We start from the raw sequence: 16,743 nt of genomic DNA, 5'->3' as shown, positions 1-16,743 counted from the left end.
AAAGAGCTTGGGCTAAAGCTGGATAGGTTCCTATATCTTTCTCCAAGTGTTAAAATCATTAAAAAGCTTGGAGGTGATTCTTATTAGTAACAACAATCCTGTAGATGAAATAAGAACTAAATATATCCAAAATCCACCTGAAGGAATGACGGCATCTGACATCAAAGCTATGAGCGATGATGATTTATTAGATATGCACTATTTCCTTGAAGATGATGATTTTGATCCAGAAGATGAAGTAGGTGCAGAAGGTTTTTATATCTTCTAAGTAATACTTCTTGTTTTCATGCCCGCCTCCGCGCGGGCCTTTTTAGTTCAAGATTTCTCCGAAGGAGAAATTTCCTATAAAGTAAAAAAAGTCCGGTCCCACCTCTGTGCGACCGAACTCCTTTGTCCCCTTCAAAACGCCTTATACAAAAGAGGAATTTCCTCCGAACGTTTCCTTCCTGTGCAATCCAACAGTGATGCTGGTTGTTCACCGTAACTAGCTACATACAATGAAGGTTCAGGATTATTATCATCTATAGTTGCATAATAGTGTGCAGAACATACAGGGCAGTAAAATGGTCCTAAATTTCCATATCTACCATCATTTGTTTTGATTAAAATTTCATTTTGACATTCTTTACAGGAATATAAATATCCATAGTATTCACCATTAATTGTTACTGATGGTATACCTTTTAATTTTTCCTTAATCTCATCAACTTCCAATTTTGTCTTATTGTTTTCGCCGGTCATTCCGTCTCTAAACCTCCATCACTTATATATACCTCCACTCCACGAACCCGCAGTTCTGAGCAGACTTATAAACCGGAAGAATCACCGCCTCCAGTTCCTTTTCAAATCGTTCGTATTCGATATCCGATTCGTATATGCGATATCTCAATCTATCATCATTGAAATGTTTCTGTGCGACCAGCTGTAATTCCCATTATAAAAAAAATAAGCTACCTCTGAATAATCCTCTCCATGTAGTCTTTATTTCGTTCCAGCATAAAGGAAATACCATCTTCTGACAATACACCTCGTTTTAAATCTTGAGGCAACAAGCCCTGTTCGTCAGCTGTGAAATCATCTATCCATCTTCATCATACACATATACAAACTCTCTCCTGTAGGCTGTCCCTTTTCATCTACGATGTCAAAAATCTCTTCTGCCATTATAATCCCTTGCCTACCTTTTCTCTTATTAATGAAATAACTGCTGCCTCCAACTCAACCACTTCATCCTGAACATTTTCTTTTACTGGTTGGAATTGTTCAGACACAGTGAAATCAAATGCTGTTTTAAAGCTCTCTTTAGGAAGCTTTCCTGCAATAACCTTCGTAAGTACAATTGCAATCAGAAAATCACCAATTGCTGATGCATGTTCGCCATCTCTAAAATATAAATCAACGTCAGATGAATTTAAAACTTCACTCCATAACTCACCAATTGGTGCAAGCCTAGCATCAAGCTTTGTCGCAAGGCTTCTGTATCTACGGTTCATCTCTATCTGATTTTCTGGCTTTGCCTTCTCAGCCCAGGTCTCAAAGATAACTGGCACTGTCCCCACCCGTTTGCAGAGTTCCACTATCTTTGTTGCGTACTTTATAGTGTCTTCCTCTGCAGGCATTGGATGCGCCTGTTCCTGAATAACACAGTAATCATATTTCCCATGTAGAATATTAAATCGCTCCGAGAAATACTCTTCTTCCATATGCCACCTTAGTGATCTACCTGAATAAGCTAGCATGTAAACTTCACAAGCTTCTCCTGTCGCATCTTCTATCATACGTCTGGCAAGCTCTGGCATGTCATTCATGTATGTATGGCTGTTGCCTATGAATAAAATTTTCATTTCGGTTGTCTCCTCTAGTTAATGCCACTTCTTTATTTGCATTCAATTATACAAAACCTAAAGCCAAATTAAAATAATCCACACATATCATTAATTCACCGCTTACTGAAGATATTATTAAAAGAACCATTGAAACTTACCTACTGGACAAAAAGGTATAACCCTCTATAATTATTGCTCTTAGTTATACCTTTTTAGCTTCAATATAATGTCTCATTGCCCACCAAAAGGTATAACCTCCGGTAAATTCCCACTCTGGTTATACCTTTCTGACTTCAATATAATGTCTCATTGCCCACCAAAAGGTATAACCCACCATAAATTCTCTCGCTAGTTATACCTTTTTGACTACAATAAAATGTCCCATTGCCCATTAAAAGGTATAACTACCTCCCATATCAGCCCAAGATTATACCTTCACAGAAAAAAGGAGCCCGCCACAAGGGCAGGCTCTAACAATTCAATTATTTAATTCTTCAAACTGGAATTTATCGATGTCCTCTCTCATTGAAAGAGCCCTACAAAGGCCGATTGTCTATGCTCTTTAGCCTATATTCCAATAACAAACCACTAATCCCAAGCAAACCTCTTTCCCTCTTTTACATGTGAGAAGATAAACTTATTGTTTTCCTTTGCCAACTGTACCGGAACCGAATCCCTTATCTGCCTAGGACTTCTGGATGGAAAAGATTCCTGAGCAATGTATACAATACATATATCTATAATATATCTTTTAATATTCCAAAGGTTTCTCTAACCATGTTGTTAGGAAGATACTGGTATTGTGTAAAAGCTGCAATACCTGATATTTTGGCATTTGTGTATCGTTTTGCTATCATCACTCCTCTAAATACATGAAAGTTGTTTGTGACAATGCATATCTTCATGTCGTTATCTGTATCTATTAGTTTTAGTGCATTACTAATATTTTCGTCAGTATCAACTGAATCCTTTTCCACTAGAATTCTATCTTTATTAATTCCTTGTGATAAAAGATATTCTTGTCCACCTTCGCCTTCTGATACAGATTCATTAGCCCCTTGTCCGCCTGTAACTATGACTTTGGTATCAGGATTATTATTTAGATATTCAATAGCTGAATCAAGCCTAGCTTTATAAACTACGCTTGGTCCCCAGTCTCTCATTTGGGCACCTAGGACTATTATGTAATCTGCTCCCGGCTCTCCTTTTGAAACGAACTGCGTTAAAATACATCCCTGACAGATGACAAAAACTGCAACCCCTATAGCCACGATAATTCTAAAGGCATATCTTAAAGCTTTTGGTACTTTAAGCCACAATCTTTTCTTTTCCATGATATATAAGAATCCAAAGAATATAGCTGCAAATATCCATATGATAAATGAAAAAGTTCCGCTTCCTACCATGAATACCGCTACAGAGTAAACCAATGAAAGAATAGCAAGAAGTGCATACACTCGTCTTAGCTTATGCATTACTGGGCAGCCGTTTTCACTTCTTAGGGTTTCTACTATTTCTTTTAATCTATCGATTTCTGCCATAGTTACTACTCCTTGCAGTCTTATATATTTTAGCGGGTAATCTCATCAACAGGCTCATTATATACTTCTTTTGCCAGGTTAAATACAGCCCACGCCTTTGGCCATCCCGCATAGAAAGCCACATGTGTGATAATAGCAGCCATCTCCTTTTGTGATACACCATGATTTTTTGCATTCATAATGTGATATTTCAAACTGCTGTCTGTGATTCCCTGAGACATTAATGCCACAACTGTAATGATACTCCTCGTCTTTACATCAATATCCTGATTATTCCAGTTCTCTCCAAATAAAACATCATCATTAAAATGCGCAAAGTCTGGGGCGAATTCTCCAAGCTGTTCTCTTCCTGCTGTCTGTACTATCTTTTCACTCATGTTCCTCACTCCTTCTAATCAATCTCTAATCCTGATATCCAATTTTTTATCTCATCTTCTGTGGCACTTCCACTAAATCTGTTTCCAGATAGCCAATTTCCTGTTCCGGCTTTTTCTACCAGGTTTGCGCTACTACTCTCGATACCACTACTTCCTGAAGTACAGAATGGTATGATAGTTTTTCCTTCAAAATTATAGCTTTCTACAAAGGTATCCATAATTCGTGGTTCCTGCCCCCACCATATTGGATAGCCAATGAAAATGGTAGAATAATCATTTTCAATATCCACCTGAATATCTTCATATTCAGGTCTTACATCTGGATCATTTGGCATCTCTCTTATTTTCTTATAAAATCAGCATCCTTGTCTGGCATGCTTGCATCAGATACGTATCTTTCCACCGTCATATGAAGATCATATTTTTCGCGAAGATCCATTATTGTTTGCATCATAGGTGAAGCATGATGGACATCAATAGACTCCTGATCTTCCCAACTATCTATCAAAAGGATTGTCTCAGGGTCATCGAATGACTGATAATACTCATACCTGAGATTTCCTGCCTCATTTCGTATTTTTTCAACAGTTCCGCTTTTTGTCATTTCCTCTGCAAATCTTTTTGCAGCACCATCTGTTCCTTTATAACGTAAATTGACTGTAATGCTCATCATAAACCTCCAATCACAGATTCATCTTTGCACAGTTACCAACTTTTTCTCCTGTTACGAAATATTCATAGGTAGGGAATTCAAAGAGTACAGGCTTAAATACGTGATAATCAATCTTACCTGCCTCGTTTAAGACAGTTTCATCTGCGTAAGTAGCAAGAATCTTTCCGATGAAATTATCAAAATTCTCAAGCTCGTAGTTATAATCCATCTCACACTCAATGGATACCTTTGCATCGTCAATAAGTGGGGCACCGTTTTCTCCAACGGTATATTTAAATGCTTCCGACTTATCTTCCTTATTTCCTGAGATGACTCCCATTCTGTCAGCTTCCTTAAGCCAAGATTCATCTACCACATTTACTGAAAACATTTTGTTTTCACGGATTCCCTTATTTGTATAGTGAGCCTGAACCATAGAAACCATAAGGTGACTATGTGCCACTGTTCCTGCATGTGCTACAAGTGTCCAATTAGGTTTGCCATCAACCATTGCTCCTACAACGATTACAGGTGATGGATATAATGCAAGTGTTGCTCCAATATTCTTCTTCATTTAAATTCCTTCTTTCTTCAATCATAAGATCAGCTTTAAAAACTGATTAGTCATTTCATAAATTGTCGTGTCCATATGAGAGAGTTTTACCTCATCCATTGCAGATATCTGTTTATCTGTAGGAAATGAGTATGGGTAGATTCCATACATATATGGGAAGAATGCATATCGTATCTGCTCGCTCTTTTGATTGGACACCTTAAGATGTTTTTTTAAGCATTCATCAAAAAGTTCTATCGAATTCTTGAAAGTTCTCTTGTAGTCAACAAGAAGTTCTTCCCTACTATTTTCCTCTATCTCATACAGATTCATGGCAGAAATTTTCAGAAGTGTCTTACGTTCTTCCATAGATTTTGCTATTGCTTGCGCCAAGGAATCTTTATCCATATCAGAGTTTCTTCCGATAATGTTTTTAAGAGCTTCATTCCACTTCATATATTCACGGGTCAAAAGTCCTAAAAAAATTTCTTCCTTAGTCTGGAAATAATTGTATATGGAAGGTCTGGAAAAGCTGGTCTCTGTGCTAATAACCTTTATGTTAATGCTCTGAAAGCCCATTGTTTCATAAAGCTTTTCACAGGCATCCATTATTTCCTCTCTTCTTTTATCAATTGTCTCTTTATTTTCTACTGCCATGTTTTTCTCCTTAAACTGTGTATCAATACTTTTATATTATCGTTTAGTTGACACGCAGTCAATCGCAGGGTAAAAAAATTATTCCATCTTCTTTTCCCACATATCATTGCCCCATGCCCATGCACCAAGTGCAATCTTAGGTAATGCTTTTGTCATTTTTATGTACTCCTTTCTGTTGACATCGTGTCAATCGATGATTGCATCATATCACCTTCTTGACACTGTGTCAACTATCATTAAAAAAAAGATAAAACAAAATCCATTGGTTTATTCCACGGTCTCTTGACAGGCCTAGACCTCCTCCAGGAGCTGTTGGATTGGATTATTGGCTAGCCTTTGGATTTTGGCTATACCCAAATCTTACAATTCTTATTGCTATTAAAATAATCAATAATTTGCTCACATAGCCTAGATAATCAACCCCGCCAATTGCTAACTGCGATAATACATTTATTAAAGAATGAGTCATCACACATAGCCATAGATTCTTTGTTTTTACATAAAGTGCTGAAAGAATAAAGCTGTTTGTTAATAACCCAATAAGAAAAGGCACTACACTTACATCAGCAATTGTTCCTTCTATATAAAAGTATAAGAAATGCCATATGCTCCATGACACAAAAGTTATTAGCGTTGAATAAATGTAATTAAGCTTCTCTTGTAATGCTGGCTGATAGAAATATCTCCACCCAATCTCTTCAAGTCCACCAAATGCTATGTGTTTTACAAACATCATTAATGGAATATACCAAGAATTAATTATAAATTCACCGCCTAATATCACTGGTAGAAAATCTATAAAGAGGAACAATAGAACTAACATATAATCCTTATAGCTTTGCTTGAATTTGAAAAAATCTGCTACGATTGTTTTAAAAGATATTTTTCTATATTTTAAAGAAACTATTATTCCCCATAAAGCTGATGATATGCCGCCTATAACAATAGCTATCATGCCTAATGGAGAAGTATAGTCTATGGTAAATCCGATATTCCTAAGCAGGTACACAACTAGACATACAAATGCAATCTGGCCTAAAGCTCCTGCGATATATATGGATATAGCTTTAGTTCTTTTCATAAGTCGCCCCTTCGTAAGTTATAATTCTATATCATTGTTATTAGCTATTCTGATTTTCATTTAACATTGCTCCTCTGGACGTAATATCTTCCTTTTAATATATCTTTTCTATTTCTTCTTTTATATCATACATTTCTTTAAAGATTGCAAGATCTTCAGGAGTTTTAATCAACATTACATCTTCAAATACCCCTGTGGAAATATCTTTAAAACCCGCAACCTGTTCTCCAGTGCATATACTAGCCTTAATAACAGGTTTCTTGGTTGATTTATCATATTCTTTTTTCTCAATTTTTTTCTTGAAAAACATAAATAATCGAAAAACCCGCCCTCTCTTCACATAGTAAATTCCCACTCTGGTTATACCTTTTTGACTTCAATATTTTTTGCAAATTCACCTGCCACATCTATATATTTAAGCTTTAGCTCTTTTAAAATATAAACATTGGGATGTAACCTGTTTACTGTAAAAATTTAAATTTTTATAGGTATGCATCCCATAGAATAAAAACCCACATTTGGGTTGCATAGTGTTAAATACTTTTTCATCCCAAATAGCAAAAAATTACCTTTGGGATGCATTGTACCGAAAATCATCTGATAACTCATGCATCCCAAAATCCCAAAAATTGCCTTTGGGTTGCATTTCTGTATAATCCGCTCTAAAGCTATACATCCCAAAATCAAAAAAATCACATTTGGGTTGCATAGGTTCAAAATAGCCTCCATTAGCATTCATCCCAAATCTATAAAATTGCTATTTGGGATGCATTTTTTAGAGGTTTGCGTGTCTCCCGCCTTTACATCATCTATGAGATTATAAATTCTCTGAGCCAGATGAAGCATAGATTCGCCGGTTCCAAATCTGCTTGCCATATCCTTTTTGGCTTCATGGAATTTGGCTCCGATTTACCTTTTGCAAAACTCAAATACTATATTGTAAAACTTAAACATAGTGATATCTATTTCTATACTTTAACAAACAAAGTAAGGAGAATGCAAATGCCATTCCTTCAGCCACAACGATAGCCGCCCACACTCCATTCAGTCCAAATAGTTCTGGCAGAATCAGTACCGCTATTACCTGGAACACTAATGTCCTTAGAAAAGAAATTGCAGCCGATATTACTCCATTGTTAAGTCCGGTAAAAAATGCCGATGAGAAAACGCTCCATCCAACAAATAAGTATGCAATGGAATAAATCATAATTGCATGTCGCGTCATCTCATATAATGCAGCATCATTCTTTGCAAATATGCCAGCCATAAATCCTGCAGCCAAAAGGGATACAACTGTCATAACGAAACAGGCACTTGCTACAAGTTTGATACTTCTTTTGAAAACATTCTTAAGCTCATCATAATTTCCAGCTCCAAGGTTATATCCTGCGATAGGCGCAACTCCCATGGAATACCCCATGAAAATACCGATAAACACGAAGTTCGTATACATGATGATGCCGTATGCAGATACGCCCTGCTCTCCGGCAAATTTCATCAACTGAAAATTGTAAAGCATATTTACAATCGACATAGATACATTGGAGCAAAACTCAGAAGAACCATTCACTACTGCTTTACCTAATGCCGAAAAATCTAATAACGGCTTACCAAGTCTAAGCTTCGACCCATTTGGTCCAAAGAAATAAAATAGCGGAACTAATCCACCAATAAACTGTCCAATAATCGTAGCAAGTGCTGCACTCCAAAGTCCCCAGCCAAAGAAACCCATAAAAAGTGCATCAAGAATCATATTCGAAATGCCAGCAATCAGGGTAATCTTAAGTCCAAGCTGTGGCCTTTCCGCTGTAATCATAAAGGACTGGAAACAGTTCTGGAGCATAAATGCCGGAAGTCCAACAAAAGAAACCCTGGCATAGATAATGCAATATGGCAGCATCTCATTGCTTGCGCCCAGAAGCACCGCCACCTGTGGTGTAAAAATAAATCCAATGATAGAAAGCAATATGCCTAATCCAAGTGCCGTATATATGATAAAGGAAAAGATACCATTTGCTTTTTTCTCCTCTCCAAGTCCTAATGTCAATGCTACCAAGGCACTTCCACCTGCACCAAACATAAATCCAATTGCAGAGAAAAACATGATAAATGGAAAGATCAAATTCAACGCTGCAAAAGGTGTACTACCTACATAATTTGAAACAAAAAATCCATCCACAACTGTATAGATGGACGCAAATATCATCATCAACATAGATGACATGGTAAATCGAATTAAGGAAGAATATGTAAAATGATTCGAAAGTTCTATCGCATTATGTTTAACTTTTTTTCTAAAAATACTACTCACAAATACCTCACTAAATCTCTAAACTATCACACTCATCCTTGAGCATGTCTAAATACCTTGTGTACAAATCAATAAAAATTTTCCTTTCATCTGGTGACCATGATGTAAAAATCCTATTTTCCATTTCAATAAGGATGCTTATCTTTTCTTTGATTATCTTCTGCCCCTTTTTGGTTGGGATAAGATTTTCATTCTTTTGACCAGACAAAGGCTCTAGGATTCCATCCTTAATCATCTTCTTAATCGCAGAATTGATTGTCTGCTTACTGAGACCTGACAAGCTACAAATAGCCTTTTGGGAAACATTTTCATCAACTGCCACAGAATACAGCACAATAGATTCCGTATCAGTCAATCCAAGCTTTCGATTGATTTCATGATATACATTTGATATCTCTCCATAAATGGCATCAAACTGATGCATTGTATTATCCTGCTTTTGCATAGTACCTCCTTAGTCCGAAATCAGACTTTAATGAATTTTAGTCCGATTTCAGACTTTTGTCAAGTCAAAAAAATAGGAGGCACCGCAGTGTCTCCTCTCATATTATTTTTTTTTACCGAACAAAGCTCGCGTCAGCGAGTGGTCTGTGGAGCTCGGGCAGACCTGGGCCTGGAAGGCCCTACTAGGGATGGTCCCCTACAAAATATCTAAAAATTTCATCAGTTCTCTGGCTTCCTCATAATCCTGGCTATAGAAATTCACATGATTTATATCTGTGCTTCTATTTGTAAATGCTGGATATAGGAATCCCGCCTCAGGCGAATGGGGCACCTGCTCCTCATCCACTGGAGAAATCGCCATTATCAGATACTTATAAACCTCTTCAGATTCATCCTGATAAGACTTGTCGCTGCCCTTGATTGGCACATCATAAGCACCATAGTATACATATATGGCATAGGGTCTTCCCTTAGGATATTTCTCTGCAATCAGCTCGTATAGATTCAGCATCAGCGCATCATTTTTCAATTCGCATTCACGAATTGCATATATCATCTGCCAGATAGAACCTGGCCCCAGCCCAGGAATTGTATACTGAATCAACTCCTCATTTGGCTTTGCAAATGGTATCGTCTTTGCGATATCCAGGCATCTGTTCTTTTCCGCTCCCTTTATGTTCAGGAAGCTTGTATTAAAAGTGCCGTCTATGTAGCCTTCCTCATCTATGTAGGCACCTGCGATTCTTGCTAGGTTGCTGCGAGCTGATGTGAATCTGCGTGTCAGCTCCAGCATGTCGTCTCTGTTTATCTGTCCCATGTTTATTAGCAACCCTTTTTACCAGCAAGATGATCCTCAATAGAACATGAAGATGCACCATCATATTCAACCAGCCCTGCATCAGCCGGATTAAGACTGACACTACCATCCTCGAATACAAAACAAGGGATTCCTATATCGCCAATCTCCTTTGAATGATCAAACTCTGGGCGATTATCTCGTAAATCCATGAACTCGTGCATATACTGAACATGCTGGCCTATATCAATGTATTTATACTGGTCTTCTTTTCCTTGAATCTGTGGCTGAAGAAAGTCACAATATGGGCATGTGTGTAATCCATAAATTTTAATCATAGTTTATCTCCTTTAAATTTTTATATATGCCTTATTACTTCAAATCGCTGTAGGCTGATTGGCTCATTCTCTCCAATGCCGCCCTTTTGTCTGGCAATAGAAATCTGCTGATTAACAGAGGTCACCCCGTCCAAATCCGGAAGAAGCAAGCCTCTTCTGCCGCCGCTGCTAACTATGACGCCATATCGTTTAACATCCAATTTATCCGGTGAATCAATGGCCTCTGGCGCACTCAAAACATCTACATTTATTTCCAAATCAGGAATTTCCTCTGGGCTGATAGGATTGAATCTTGAGTCCCTGGTAGAGGCGCTGATTGCATTTTGGATAATCTCCTCGGCCACGCATTTGGTGGTAGGAAGAATTGTTCCAATGCAGCCTCGTAAGCGTCCTGCTTTGTGAATAGATACGAATGCCCCTGCCTGAGTTTCCAGCATTTCCTTTGGCAAATCCTTTGGAAGTGACAGCACCTTTTGATTTAGAATGTAGCTCTCCAAAGATTTTCTTGCAAGCTTTACATATTCATCTGAGGATGCGTTTGAATCATCTAATGTCTCTCTTAGCTTGGCAAGATAAATGTCTCTGAAATGACGGCTTGCGTCCTCCCCTGCTGGATAAAATGATGCTATGCCATAGCCCACTCCGGTTACATCCTGATGAGAATACACGGTAGCATCTACGGCCATTCCGTCCAGTGCTCCTGCCATAATCACAAACGAGCGATGGCCACATTCCGCAGCCTTTTCGCAAAAATCTTCCTTGAAATCAAACATTTCGCCAAAAGCGGCACGCTTTGCCACGTCCATAATTCGCTCATCATAAACAGGCCCTTCCTTTGAAAAGCCGTAAGGTCCATATTCCTGCAGTTTGTGGGACAAATCCCCGCTAGCCACGAAAACCACTCTTCTATTTGTGGCATTTACTGCCTTTTGAATCATCTGCCCAAGCCGATAATGATCCAGCAGTCCCAGGCCAGATAAACCGATTCTCACAATCTTTCCGCCCTTGTATTTTTTACGAATAAACCATAGAGGAACCATGGTGCCGTGGTCCAGCTCCGGCTCCCGCTCCCCTAAAGTTCCTGCAGCAAAATCCTCCTCATAAGCAATATCACTAATCGCTTCCACCAGCTTCTCATCATACTCCTCTTCAAAAGAAACTTCCGGCGCATTGAATCTGGCAAATGAGCCTTTTGCTCTCTTTCCTGGAGAAATATGAAAATAATCAGTGTACATAATGCTGTGAGGGCTTGTGATGATGATGGTTTCCGGCGCGATGTGTGCTATCTCATCTGCCACCTTCTCATAAGCCTCAGTAGTTTCTTGAATTTGCTTTTCTCCACCTCTTCCAACAGCTGGAACAATCAGCGGTGGATGTGGAACCATAAATGCAGCTTCTATTGCCATAGTCGTCCCCCCTTAACAGTTTCCTGTATATACGTATGTCAAATGCTTTTCTGCTATAGTTTTCAAGTGATAGATTGTCTCTACCGGTGTTGCTTCCCTGTCTAGCATATGAAATCTAGGAAAGAATCTTGATATATGAAGTGGTATGTCCTTATTTAATGAAGCAATCCAGGCACTCAGCTCATCCATTTCTTCATCGGAATCATTTTCCCCTGGAATTATCAATGTGGTCAGCTCTAGGTGGCAATGCTTTGTAGCTTCACTAATAAAATCCATTACCATCTTTCTATTTCCCTGCAAAACATCTTCATAATAGTGATCCGTAAATCCCTTTAAATCGATGTTCATAGCATCTACGTATTTAAAAAGTTCTTTTACAGTATCAACCTCTGCCATACCGTTTGAAACAAGTACGGTTTTCAGCCCCTTTTCTTTCAACAGTCTTGCGGTATCTAGCACATACTCATAGTAAATGAGTGGCTCATTATACGTAAATGCGATACCAATATTTCCATTAGCCGTTTGTTCCTCTGCTATCCTTGCAAGCTCTTCAGGAGAAACATAGGCTGCTTCTCTTTTAAAAGATTCTACCTCATTTCCCCATGAAATATGATAGTTCTGGCAAAATGGGCATCTTAAATTGCAGCCATAGCTTCCAACTGATAAGATTTTGCTTCCCGGATGAAAGCGATTCAGTGGCTTCTTTTCTATCGGATCTAAGGCTATAGATGTAAGCTTTCCGTAATTATCAAGAATGACTTTACCATCCTTACAGGTTCTTACTTCACAAAACCCAAAGCTCCCTTCGGTAATATTGCATTGTCTGAAACATAGATTGCATTTGGCCATAAGCAATACCTTGTCCCCTCCTGTTTATTCATTATCATGCATTCCAAGGACGATTACTCTGCGTCCACCCCTGCTTGTTCCAGTACTCCATATCCTTAGGATTGTATCCATTCTTTTGAATCATTCGGCATAACATAAACCACGCCTTTAATTTGATGCTTGGCTTAACTTTTCCATGGTTGTTTTTGATTGCTGCCGCAATTCTATCTGTGGCCTTATGAATCTTATCCAACTTCTTTTCAGAAATCTCGTTCCAGCTTGTAGCTGCCACAGCAATTCCATATTTATAAATTTTTGGAATGCCCCAATTGAACAAGCTGTCTGCCATGTCTTTGTTGGTAGATTTCATTCCTGCCCCTGCTGCAGTGCTTAGGCAAACCGCCTGCTTTTTAAACATCTTCGCCTCTGGTCTATGCACCATCCATCGATAACCCAAGTGGTCCAAAAATGCTTTCATCGCCCCAGTCGCATGCATAACGTAAACAGGGCTTGTAAGTATCACAACATCAGCCTCATCTATAGCATCAATGATAGGCTTCAGCTTTTCATGATGTGGACAAGTCTCCTCTCCTTTTATGAAGCAGTTTGTACACCCCAGACAAAACTCACCAAAATCTTTTGGTAGAAAAACTTCCTTAATCTCCCCACCAATTTTATCTGCCAATTCTTTACCAATATGATAAGTTGAGCCATGATGATTCTGCCCATTAATCACTATTGTTTTCATAACTTTGAGCTCCTATTTCTACCCTACCAACTGTATTTTGTTACATTATTAGCTTATCACATCTCATATATGAAATAGAAAATATTTTAAAATTTTCTAAGCAAAAAGGACTGCGATTTTTTGCAGTCCTTTTCCTCCATTTCTATTCCTTTACATCAACCCGTTAGCGGAAAACCACTTCTCTACAGCTGTTTTCGCATTTGCAGCCTGACTTCCGGTAATTGCAAGTCCATTTTTCACATCTGCGCCCTTAGCATACTTTTTTACATCACGTTCACTAGAACCCATTCCACTTCCTTCATTGGTACAAAGCGGAAGTACGGTCTTTCCTGTAAAATCATATCTTTCAAGAAATGTCGCTACTGCCATTGGAAATGTTCCCCAGTAATTTGGATATGCAAGCACAATGGTGTCGTACTCATCAACACTGTCCAAGTAATTTGTAAGCTCTGGGCGAGCATTTTCTCTTAAATCTTTTTTGGCTTCATCAATGCAGGTCATGTACACCGGAGAATAAGGATTTAACATCTCAATCTTGAATGTATCTGCATCTATAAGCTCCTTCATCTGATTAACGACTATTTCTGTGTTTCCGACTTTCACATATCTCATCGCTCCGCCAAAATAATTTTCATCCGCTCTTGAAAAGAATGCTATTAATGTTTTTGCCATCTTTGTTTCCTCTATTCAGAATTTCTATCAATATCTGTTATTCCCAATTGGTTTTGTCCTTTGTTGTTTACATTATCTCACCTCAGTCTTATTATATCCAATAGAAACATTAGATAGCTTTTTGAAAAATGAATCCGACATTGTATTTGCCTTGGAGGAACAGACAAAACAGCTGGCAGGCACAATCGTCCACCAGCTGTTTAAAAGCCATACAACGAAGCGATTGCCTTTCCTCTGTAAACCACTTTTTACGTTTTTAGAAAAGCTTAAAATTCAGGCTAATCTTTACGATTCTCCTTAGCATAATGTATCCAATCATCTTTTCTTATAAAGAACAAGTTCTGGATTTGCCCCCTCTGCCTCATATGTACATACCATTATAAAATCCATACTTGCAAGAATCCCGAAGCATCTATCTCCTCCAAACTCTGACTCAAGCTGGGTTCCAAGATAAGTTACACCATCGTCTAAAAATTTCACCTTTGTCCCGTTTGGCAATGGATATTCCAGATTAACATAACTGCCCACCAGTGCATACAGCTTTTCTACCCTTGGCAGTCCTTCAATATGAAGATCGTTAATCTCCTCTATCAACTGGTTTTTAAATTCCTCAAACTGTCCATCATCACTAAGCTCTTCGTATCTTTTCCAATAATCAAGCTTAGGCAGTTCCTGTTTCAAATATTCACGAGCCTGCTCCTCTGTAAAGTTCTCATTAACCATGTTTGGAATGCACACTTCAATAAGAGTATTCATATCACTGTAAATATAAGTCCCATCAGCATAGCACCATTTACAGTAATCTTCATTCAACGAGCCGTCCTTGTTTTTGCCAATAATGGAATCCTCCAAAGGCATACCACAACACTGACAGATCAGCTTGTGGGGCGAACCAAGCAATGTGTTTATTGAAACATTATAAAGATTAGACAACAATTTTAAGGTCTCCGTGTTTGGGACTGTATCACCATTTTCCCAACGTGAAACCGCCTGACGAGTCACAAAAACCTTTTCAGCCAACTCATCCTGAGACATATTATTCTTTGTTCTAAGCTCCAACAAAACATCTTTCGTATTCATGGAAATCCCTCCTTTACTAATATTATAGTAAGAAGATATTCATATTACACGCAACTCTTGGTTGCTAATGAAGTGTCATATCTGCCCGGAAAAAAATTAAAATCCTGTAATTCCAACTAATATAAGAATAACACATATGGATAGAATTCCAATTACTTCCTTCCCATAAGAATCGCTGAGCCTGTAAGGGCCATCCACGTAGATTCCCACTTACTCATGAACATTCCGTTTGTTGTATCAACAAGCTTTACTTCTTCATAGCCCATGTCCTTAAGCTTTTTAACAAAGCTTTCCATGTCTCCGTACTTCGAATTTGACATGATATCGTGAATAGCAAAGATGCCCCCCTTCTTCAGTGTCCTTAGTGTTTCTAAAAGAATGGCCTGCCTGTCCTTACTAGGAATGTTGTGATATACATAATTACTGGTAACTGCATCAAAGGTCTCATCTGGGAAATCCAGCTTACAAGCATCCCCTTGCTGGAAAGAAGTATTGCTCACACCCTCTGCTGCTGAATTACTCTCACATAGGTTCTTACTGAATGAAGCGTACTCCTTGCCCCATCTATCAATTCCAACAACCTGAGCATTGGGATTTCTTTTTGCAACTGCAATACTTAATGCGCCGCTGCCGCAACCAACATCCAGGCACTTGCCACCATCAGGAATTTTCACATAGGAAGCCACTCCTTCGATAATCTGTTTTGACATCTGTCTCGTGCCATTGTAAGAAAAAGCTCTGTGCATCAAAAACATCCATAGCGCCATTAGTGCACATAAAATGGTCAGCATCAGCACAACCTTTCCCACTACAGATGCAACTCCTATAATCGCAGTTGCAATACAAAATACCACTGCAACTGCAAGAGTTCCTAATATCATTCCCTTTGGCATCCAATTCTTATAATCTGCTTTCATCTTGTCCTCCAATCGTTGTGTATTTTTATGATTTTATAATACTACTTTTAGTTAGCTTTGACTAACCTTTTTTTATAAATAGTCCCCTAAACAGATAGAGCAGGTATTTTTCATTCATGCCTTTTCTGTCGGGTCCTTATAGCTAATATAACTGCGCCAACTCCAGTCAGTACAAGCACAAGTATTCCATAGACCATCACAACAAAAGCACCAACAATAGGTGTCTCAGGATCCGAACTTATAAAATAGTCTAGCGGTGATATGTCAAGATGAAAAATCTTGAAAAGTCCCTTTCTTTTTGGTTATTTTTCAAAAAAGAAAGAACGACCGCCTAAGCCCTGCCGTACTGTTTCAAAAAAACAGGGCGTTAACTCCTAAAGTAGTATTTACTACTTTGAAACAGGAGCTTTGTATAGCTGATTAGTCTTCAGCATACTGTAGACCAATCTAGCAAATTTACGGGCAGTAAGTGCGAGTGCGCGTTTGTGCTGGTTCCTGTTGACTTCTTTGTATTTG

21 protein-coding genes and 1 pseudogene are annotated in these 16,743 nt (G+C 38.4%); 1 reads left to right on the top strand and 21 read right to left on the bottom strand.

Going from position 1 to position 16,743, the window contains the following annotated elements; all coding sequences use genetic code 11:
• Positions 1–73: 73 nt before the first annotated feature.
• Complete coding sequence (locus BM097_RS14995) at positions 74–268, top strand: hypothetical protein (RefSeq protein WP_090549988.1); 195 nt, start codon at positions 74–76, stop codon at positions 266–268.
• A 131-nt stretch (positions 269–399) separates the two neighbouring features.
• Here BM097_RS14995 and BM097_RS14990 read toward each other — a convergent pair whose 3' ends face one another.
• The 21 genes and pseudogenes from BM097_RS14990 to BM097_RS14880 all read right to left on the bottom strand — a co-directional run bounded on the left by BM097_RS14990 (position 400) and on the right by BM097_RS14880 (position 16,227).
• The gene (locus tag BM097_RS14990; protein WP_090552206.1) at positions 400–741 is read right to left on the bottom strand and encodes a hypothetical protein; all 342 of its coding nucleotides are present in this window, start codon (positions 739–741) and stop codon (positions 400–402) included.
• Between the two features lie 209 nt (positions 742–950).
• Positions 951–1,049 carry a DUF4298 domain-containing protein gene (locus BM097_RS16980; protein ID WP_242944733.1) on the bottom strand — a complete coding sequence of 33 codons (99 nt, stop codon included), beginning with the start codon at positions 1,047–1,049 and terminating at the stop codon, positions 951–953.
• A 114-nt stretch (positions 1,050–1,163) separates the two neighbouring features.
• Positions 1,164–1,844 (bottom strand): hypothetical protein, encoded by a 681-nt coding sequence (locus BM097_RS14980; protein ID WP_090552203.1) that lies wholly within the window; start codon positions 1,842–1,844, stop codon positions 1,164–1,166.
• 719 nt (positions 1,845–2,563) lie between these two features.
• The gene (locus BM097_RS14975; protein ID WP_242944732.1) at positions 2,564–3,367 is read right to left on the bottom strand and encodes a YdcF family protein; all 804 of its coding nucleotides are present in this window, start codon (positions 3,365–3,367) and stop codon (positions 2,564–2,566) included.
• A gap of 59 nt (positions 3,368–3,426) precedes the next feature.
• Positions 3,427–3,744 (bottom strand): annotated as a pseudogene (locus BM097_RS14970) (carboxymuconolactone decarboxylase family protein); the annotation flags it as partial.
• A 14-nt stretch (positions 3,745–3,758) separates the two neighbouring features.
• On the bottom strand, positions 3,759–4,079 hold the full coding sequence (locus tag BM097_RS14965; RefSeq protein WP_090552198.1) for a flavodoxin: 321 nt from the start codon (positions 4,077–4,079) through the stop codon (positions 3,759–3,761).
• Positions 4,080–4,084: 5 nt separating this feature from the next.
• Positions 4,085–4,414 carry a putative quinol monooxygenase gene (locus tag BM097_RS14960; RefSeq protein ID WP_090552195.1) on the bottom strand — a complete coding sequence of 110 codons (330 nt, stop codon included), beginning with the start codon at positions 4,412–4,414 and terminating at the stop codon, positions 4,085–4,087.
• A 13-nt stretch (positions 4,415–4,427) separates the two neighbouring features.
• The gene (locus BM097_RS14955; RefSeq protein WP_090552191.1) at positions 4,428–4,970 is read right to left on the bottom strand and encodes a flavin reductase family protein; all 543 of its coding nucleotides are present in this window, start codon (positions 4,968–4,970) and stop codon (positions 4,428–4,430) included.
• Positions 4,971–4,991: 21 nt separating this feature from the next.
• Complete coding sequence (locus BM097_RS14950) at positions 4,992–5,606, bottom strand: TetR/AcrR family transcriptional regulator (RefSeq protein WP_090552187.1); 615 nt, start codon at positions 5,604–5,606, stop codon at positions 4,992–4,994.
• A gap of 322 nt (positions 5,607–5,928) precedes the next feature.
• Positions 5,929–6,687, bottom strand: coding sequence for a CPBP family intramembrane glutamic endopeptidase (locus tag BM097_RS14945; RefSeq protein ID WP_090552181.1), 759 nt, complete (start codon positions 6,685–6,687; stop codon positions 5,929–5,931).
• Between the two features lie 94 nt (positions 6,688–6,781).
• Positions 6,782–6,997 carry an aspartate dehydrogenase gene (locus BM097_RS14940; protein WP_090552177.1) on the bottom strand — a complete coding sequence of 72 codons (216 nt, stop codon included), beginning with the start codon at positions 6,995–6,997 and terminating at the stop codon, positions 6,782–6,784.
• A 636-nt stretch (positions 6,998–7,633) separates the two neighbouring features.
• Entirely contained in the window at positions 7,634–8,998 is a 1,365-nt protein-coding gene (locus tag BM097_RS14930; RefSeq protein WP_242944731.1) for an MATE family efflux transporter, read from the bottom strand.
• A 10-nt stretch (positions 8,999–9,008) separates the two neighbouring features.
• Positions 9,009–9,443: a MarR family winged helix-turn-helix transcriptional regulator gene (locus tag BM097_RS14925; protein ID WP_090552174.1), complete on the bottom strand. Its 435-nt coding sequence runs from the start codon at positions 9,441–9,443 to the stop codon at positions 9,009–9,011.
• A 195-nt stretch (positions 9,444–9,638) separates the two neighbouring features.
• A complete protein-coding gene (locus tag BM097_RS14920) occupies positions 9,639–10,259 on the bottom strand; it encodes a DUF4317 family protein (RefSeq protein ID WP_090552171.1) in 621 nt (206 codons plus the stop codon).
• Between the two features lie 5 nt (positions 10,260–10,264).
• Entirely contained in the window at positions 10,265–10,576 is a 312-nt protein-coding gene (locus BM097_RS14915) for a glutaredoxin-related protein (protein WP_090552167.1), read from the bottom strand.
• A gap of 20 nt (positions 10,577–10,596) precedes the next feature.
• Entirely contained in the window at positions 10,597–11,982 is a 1,386-nt protein-coding gene (gene amrA, locus BM097_RS14910; RefSeq protein ID WP_090552164.1) for an AmmeMemoRadiSam system protein A, read from the bottom strand.
• 12 nt (positions 11,983–11,994) lie between these two features.
• Positions 11,995–12,831: an AmmeMemoRadiSam system radical SAM enzyme gene (gene amrS, locus BM097_RS14905; RefSeq protein WP_090552210.1), complete on the bottom strand. Its 837-nt coding sequence runs from the start codon at positions 12,829–12,831 to the stop codon at positions 11,995–11,997.
• A gap of 34 nt (positions 12,832–12,865) precedes the next feature.
• Positions 12,866–13,558, bottom strand: a complete 693-nt coding sequence (locus tag BM097_RS14900; protein ID WP_090552160.1) for a flavodoxin family protein — start codon at positions 13,556–13,558, stop codon at positions 12,866–12,868.
• A gap of 150 nt (positions 13,559–13,708) precedes the next feature.
• Complete coding sequence (locus BM097_RS14895) at positions 13,709–14,230, bottom strand: flavodoxin (RefSeq protein WP_090552157.1); 522 nt, start codon at positions 14,228–14,230, stop codon at positions 13,709–13,711.
• Positions 14,231–14,545: 315 nt separating this feature from the next.
• Positions 14,546–15,310, bottom strand: coding sequence for a zinc ribbon domain-containing protein (locus tag BM097_RS14885; RefSeq protein ID WP_090552150.1), 765 nt, complete (start codon positions 15,308–15,310; stop codon positions 14,546–14,548).
• A gap of 152 nt (positions 15,311–15,462) precedes the next feature.
• Complete coding sequence (locus BM097_RS14880; protein ID WP_090552146.1) at positions 15,463–16,227, bottom strand: class I SAM-dependent methyltransferase; 765 nt, start codon at positions 16,225–16,227, stop codon at positions 15,463–15,465.
• Positions 16,228–16,743 lie beyond the last annotated feature (516 nt).

Origin of the sequence: Pseudobutyrivibrio sp. OR37 (genome assembly GCF_900113655.1) — a bacterium.
Lineage (GTDB): Bacteria > Bacillota > Clostridia > Lachnospirales > Lachnospiraceae > Pseudobutyrivibrio.
The sequence above is the reverse complement of the archived record's forward strand: the minus strand, read 5'-3'. Positions and strand labels throughout refer to the sequence as shown.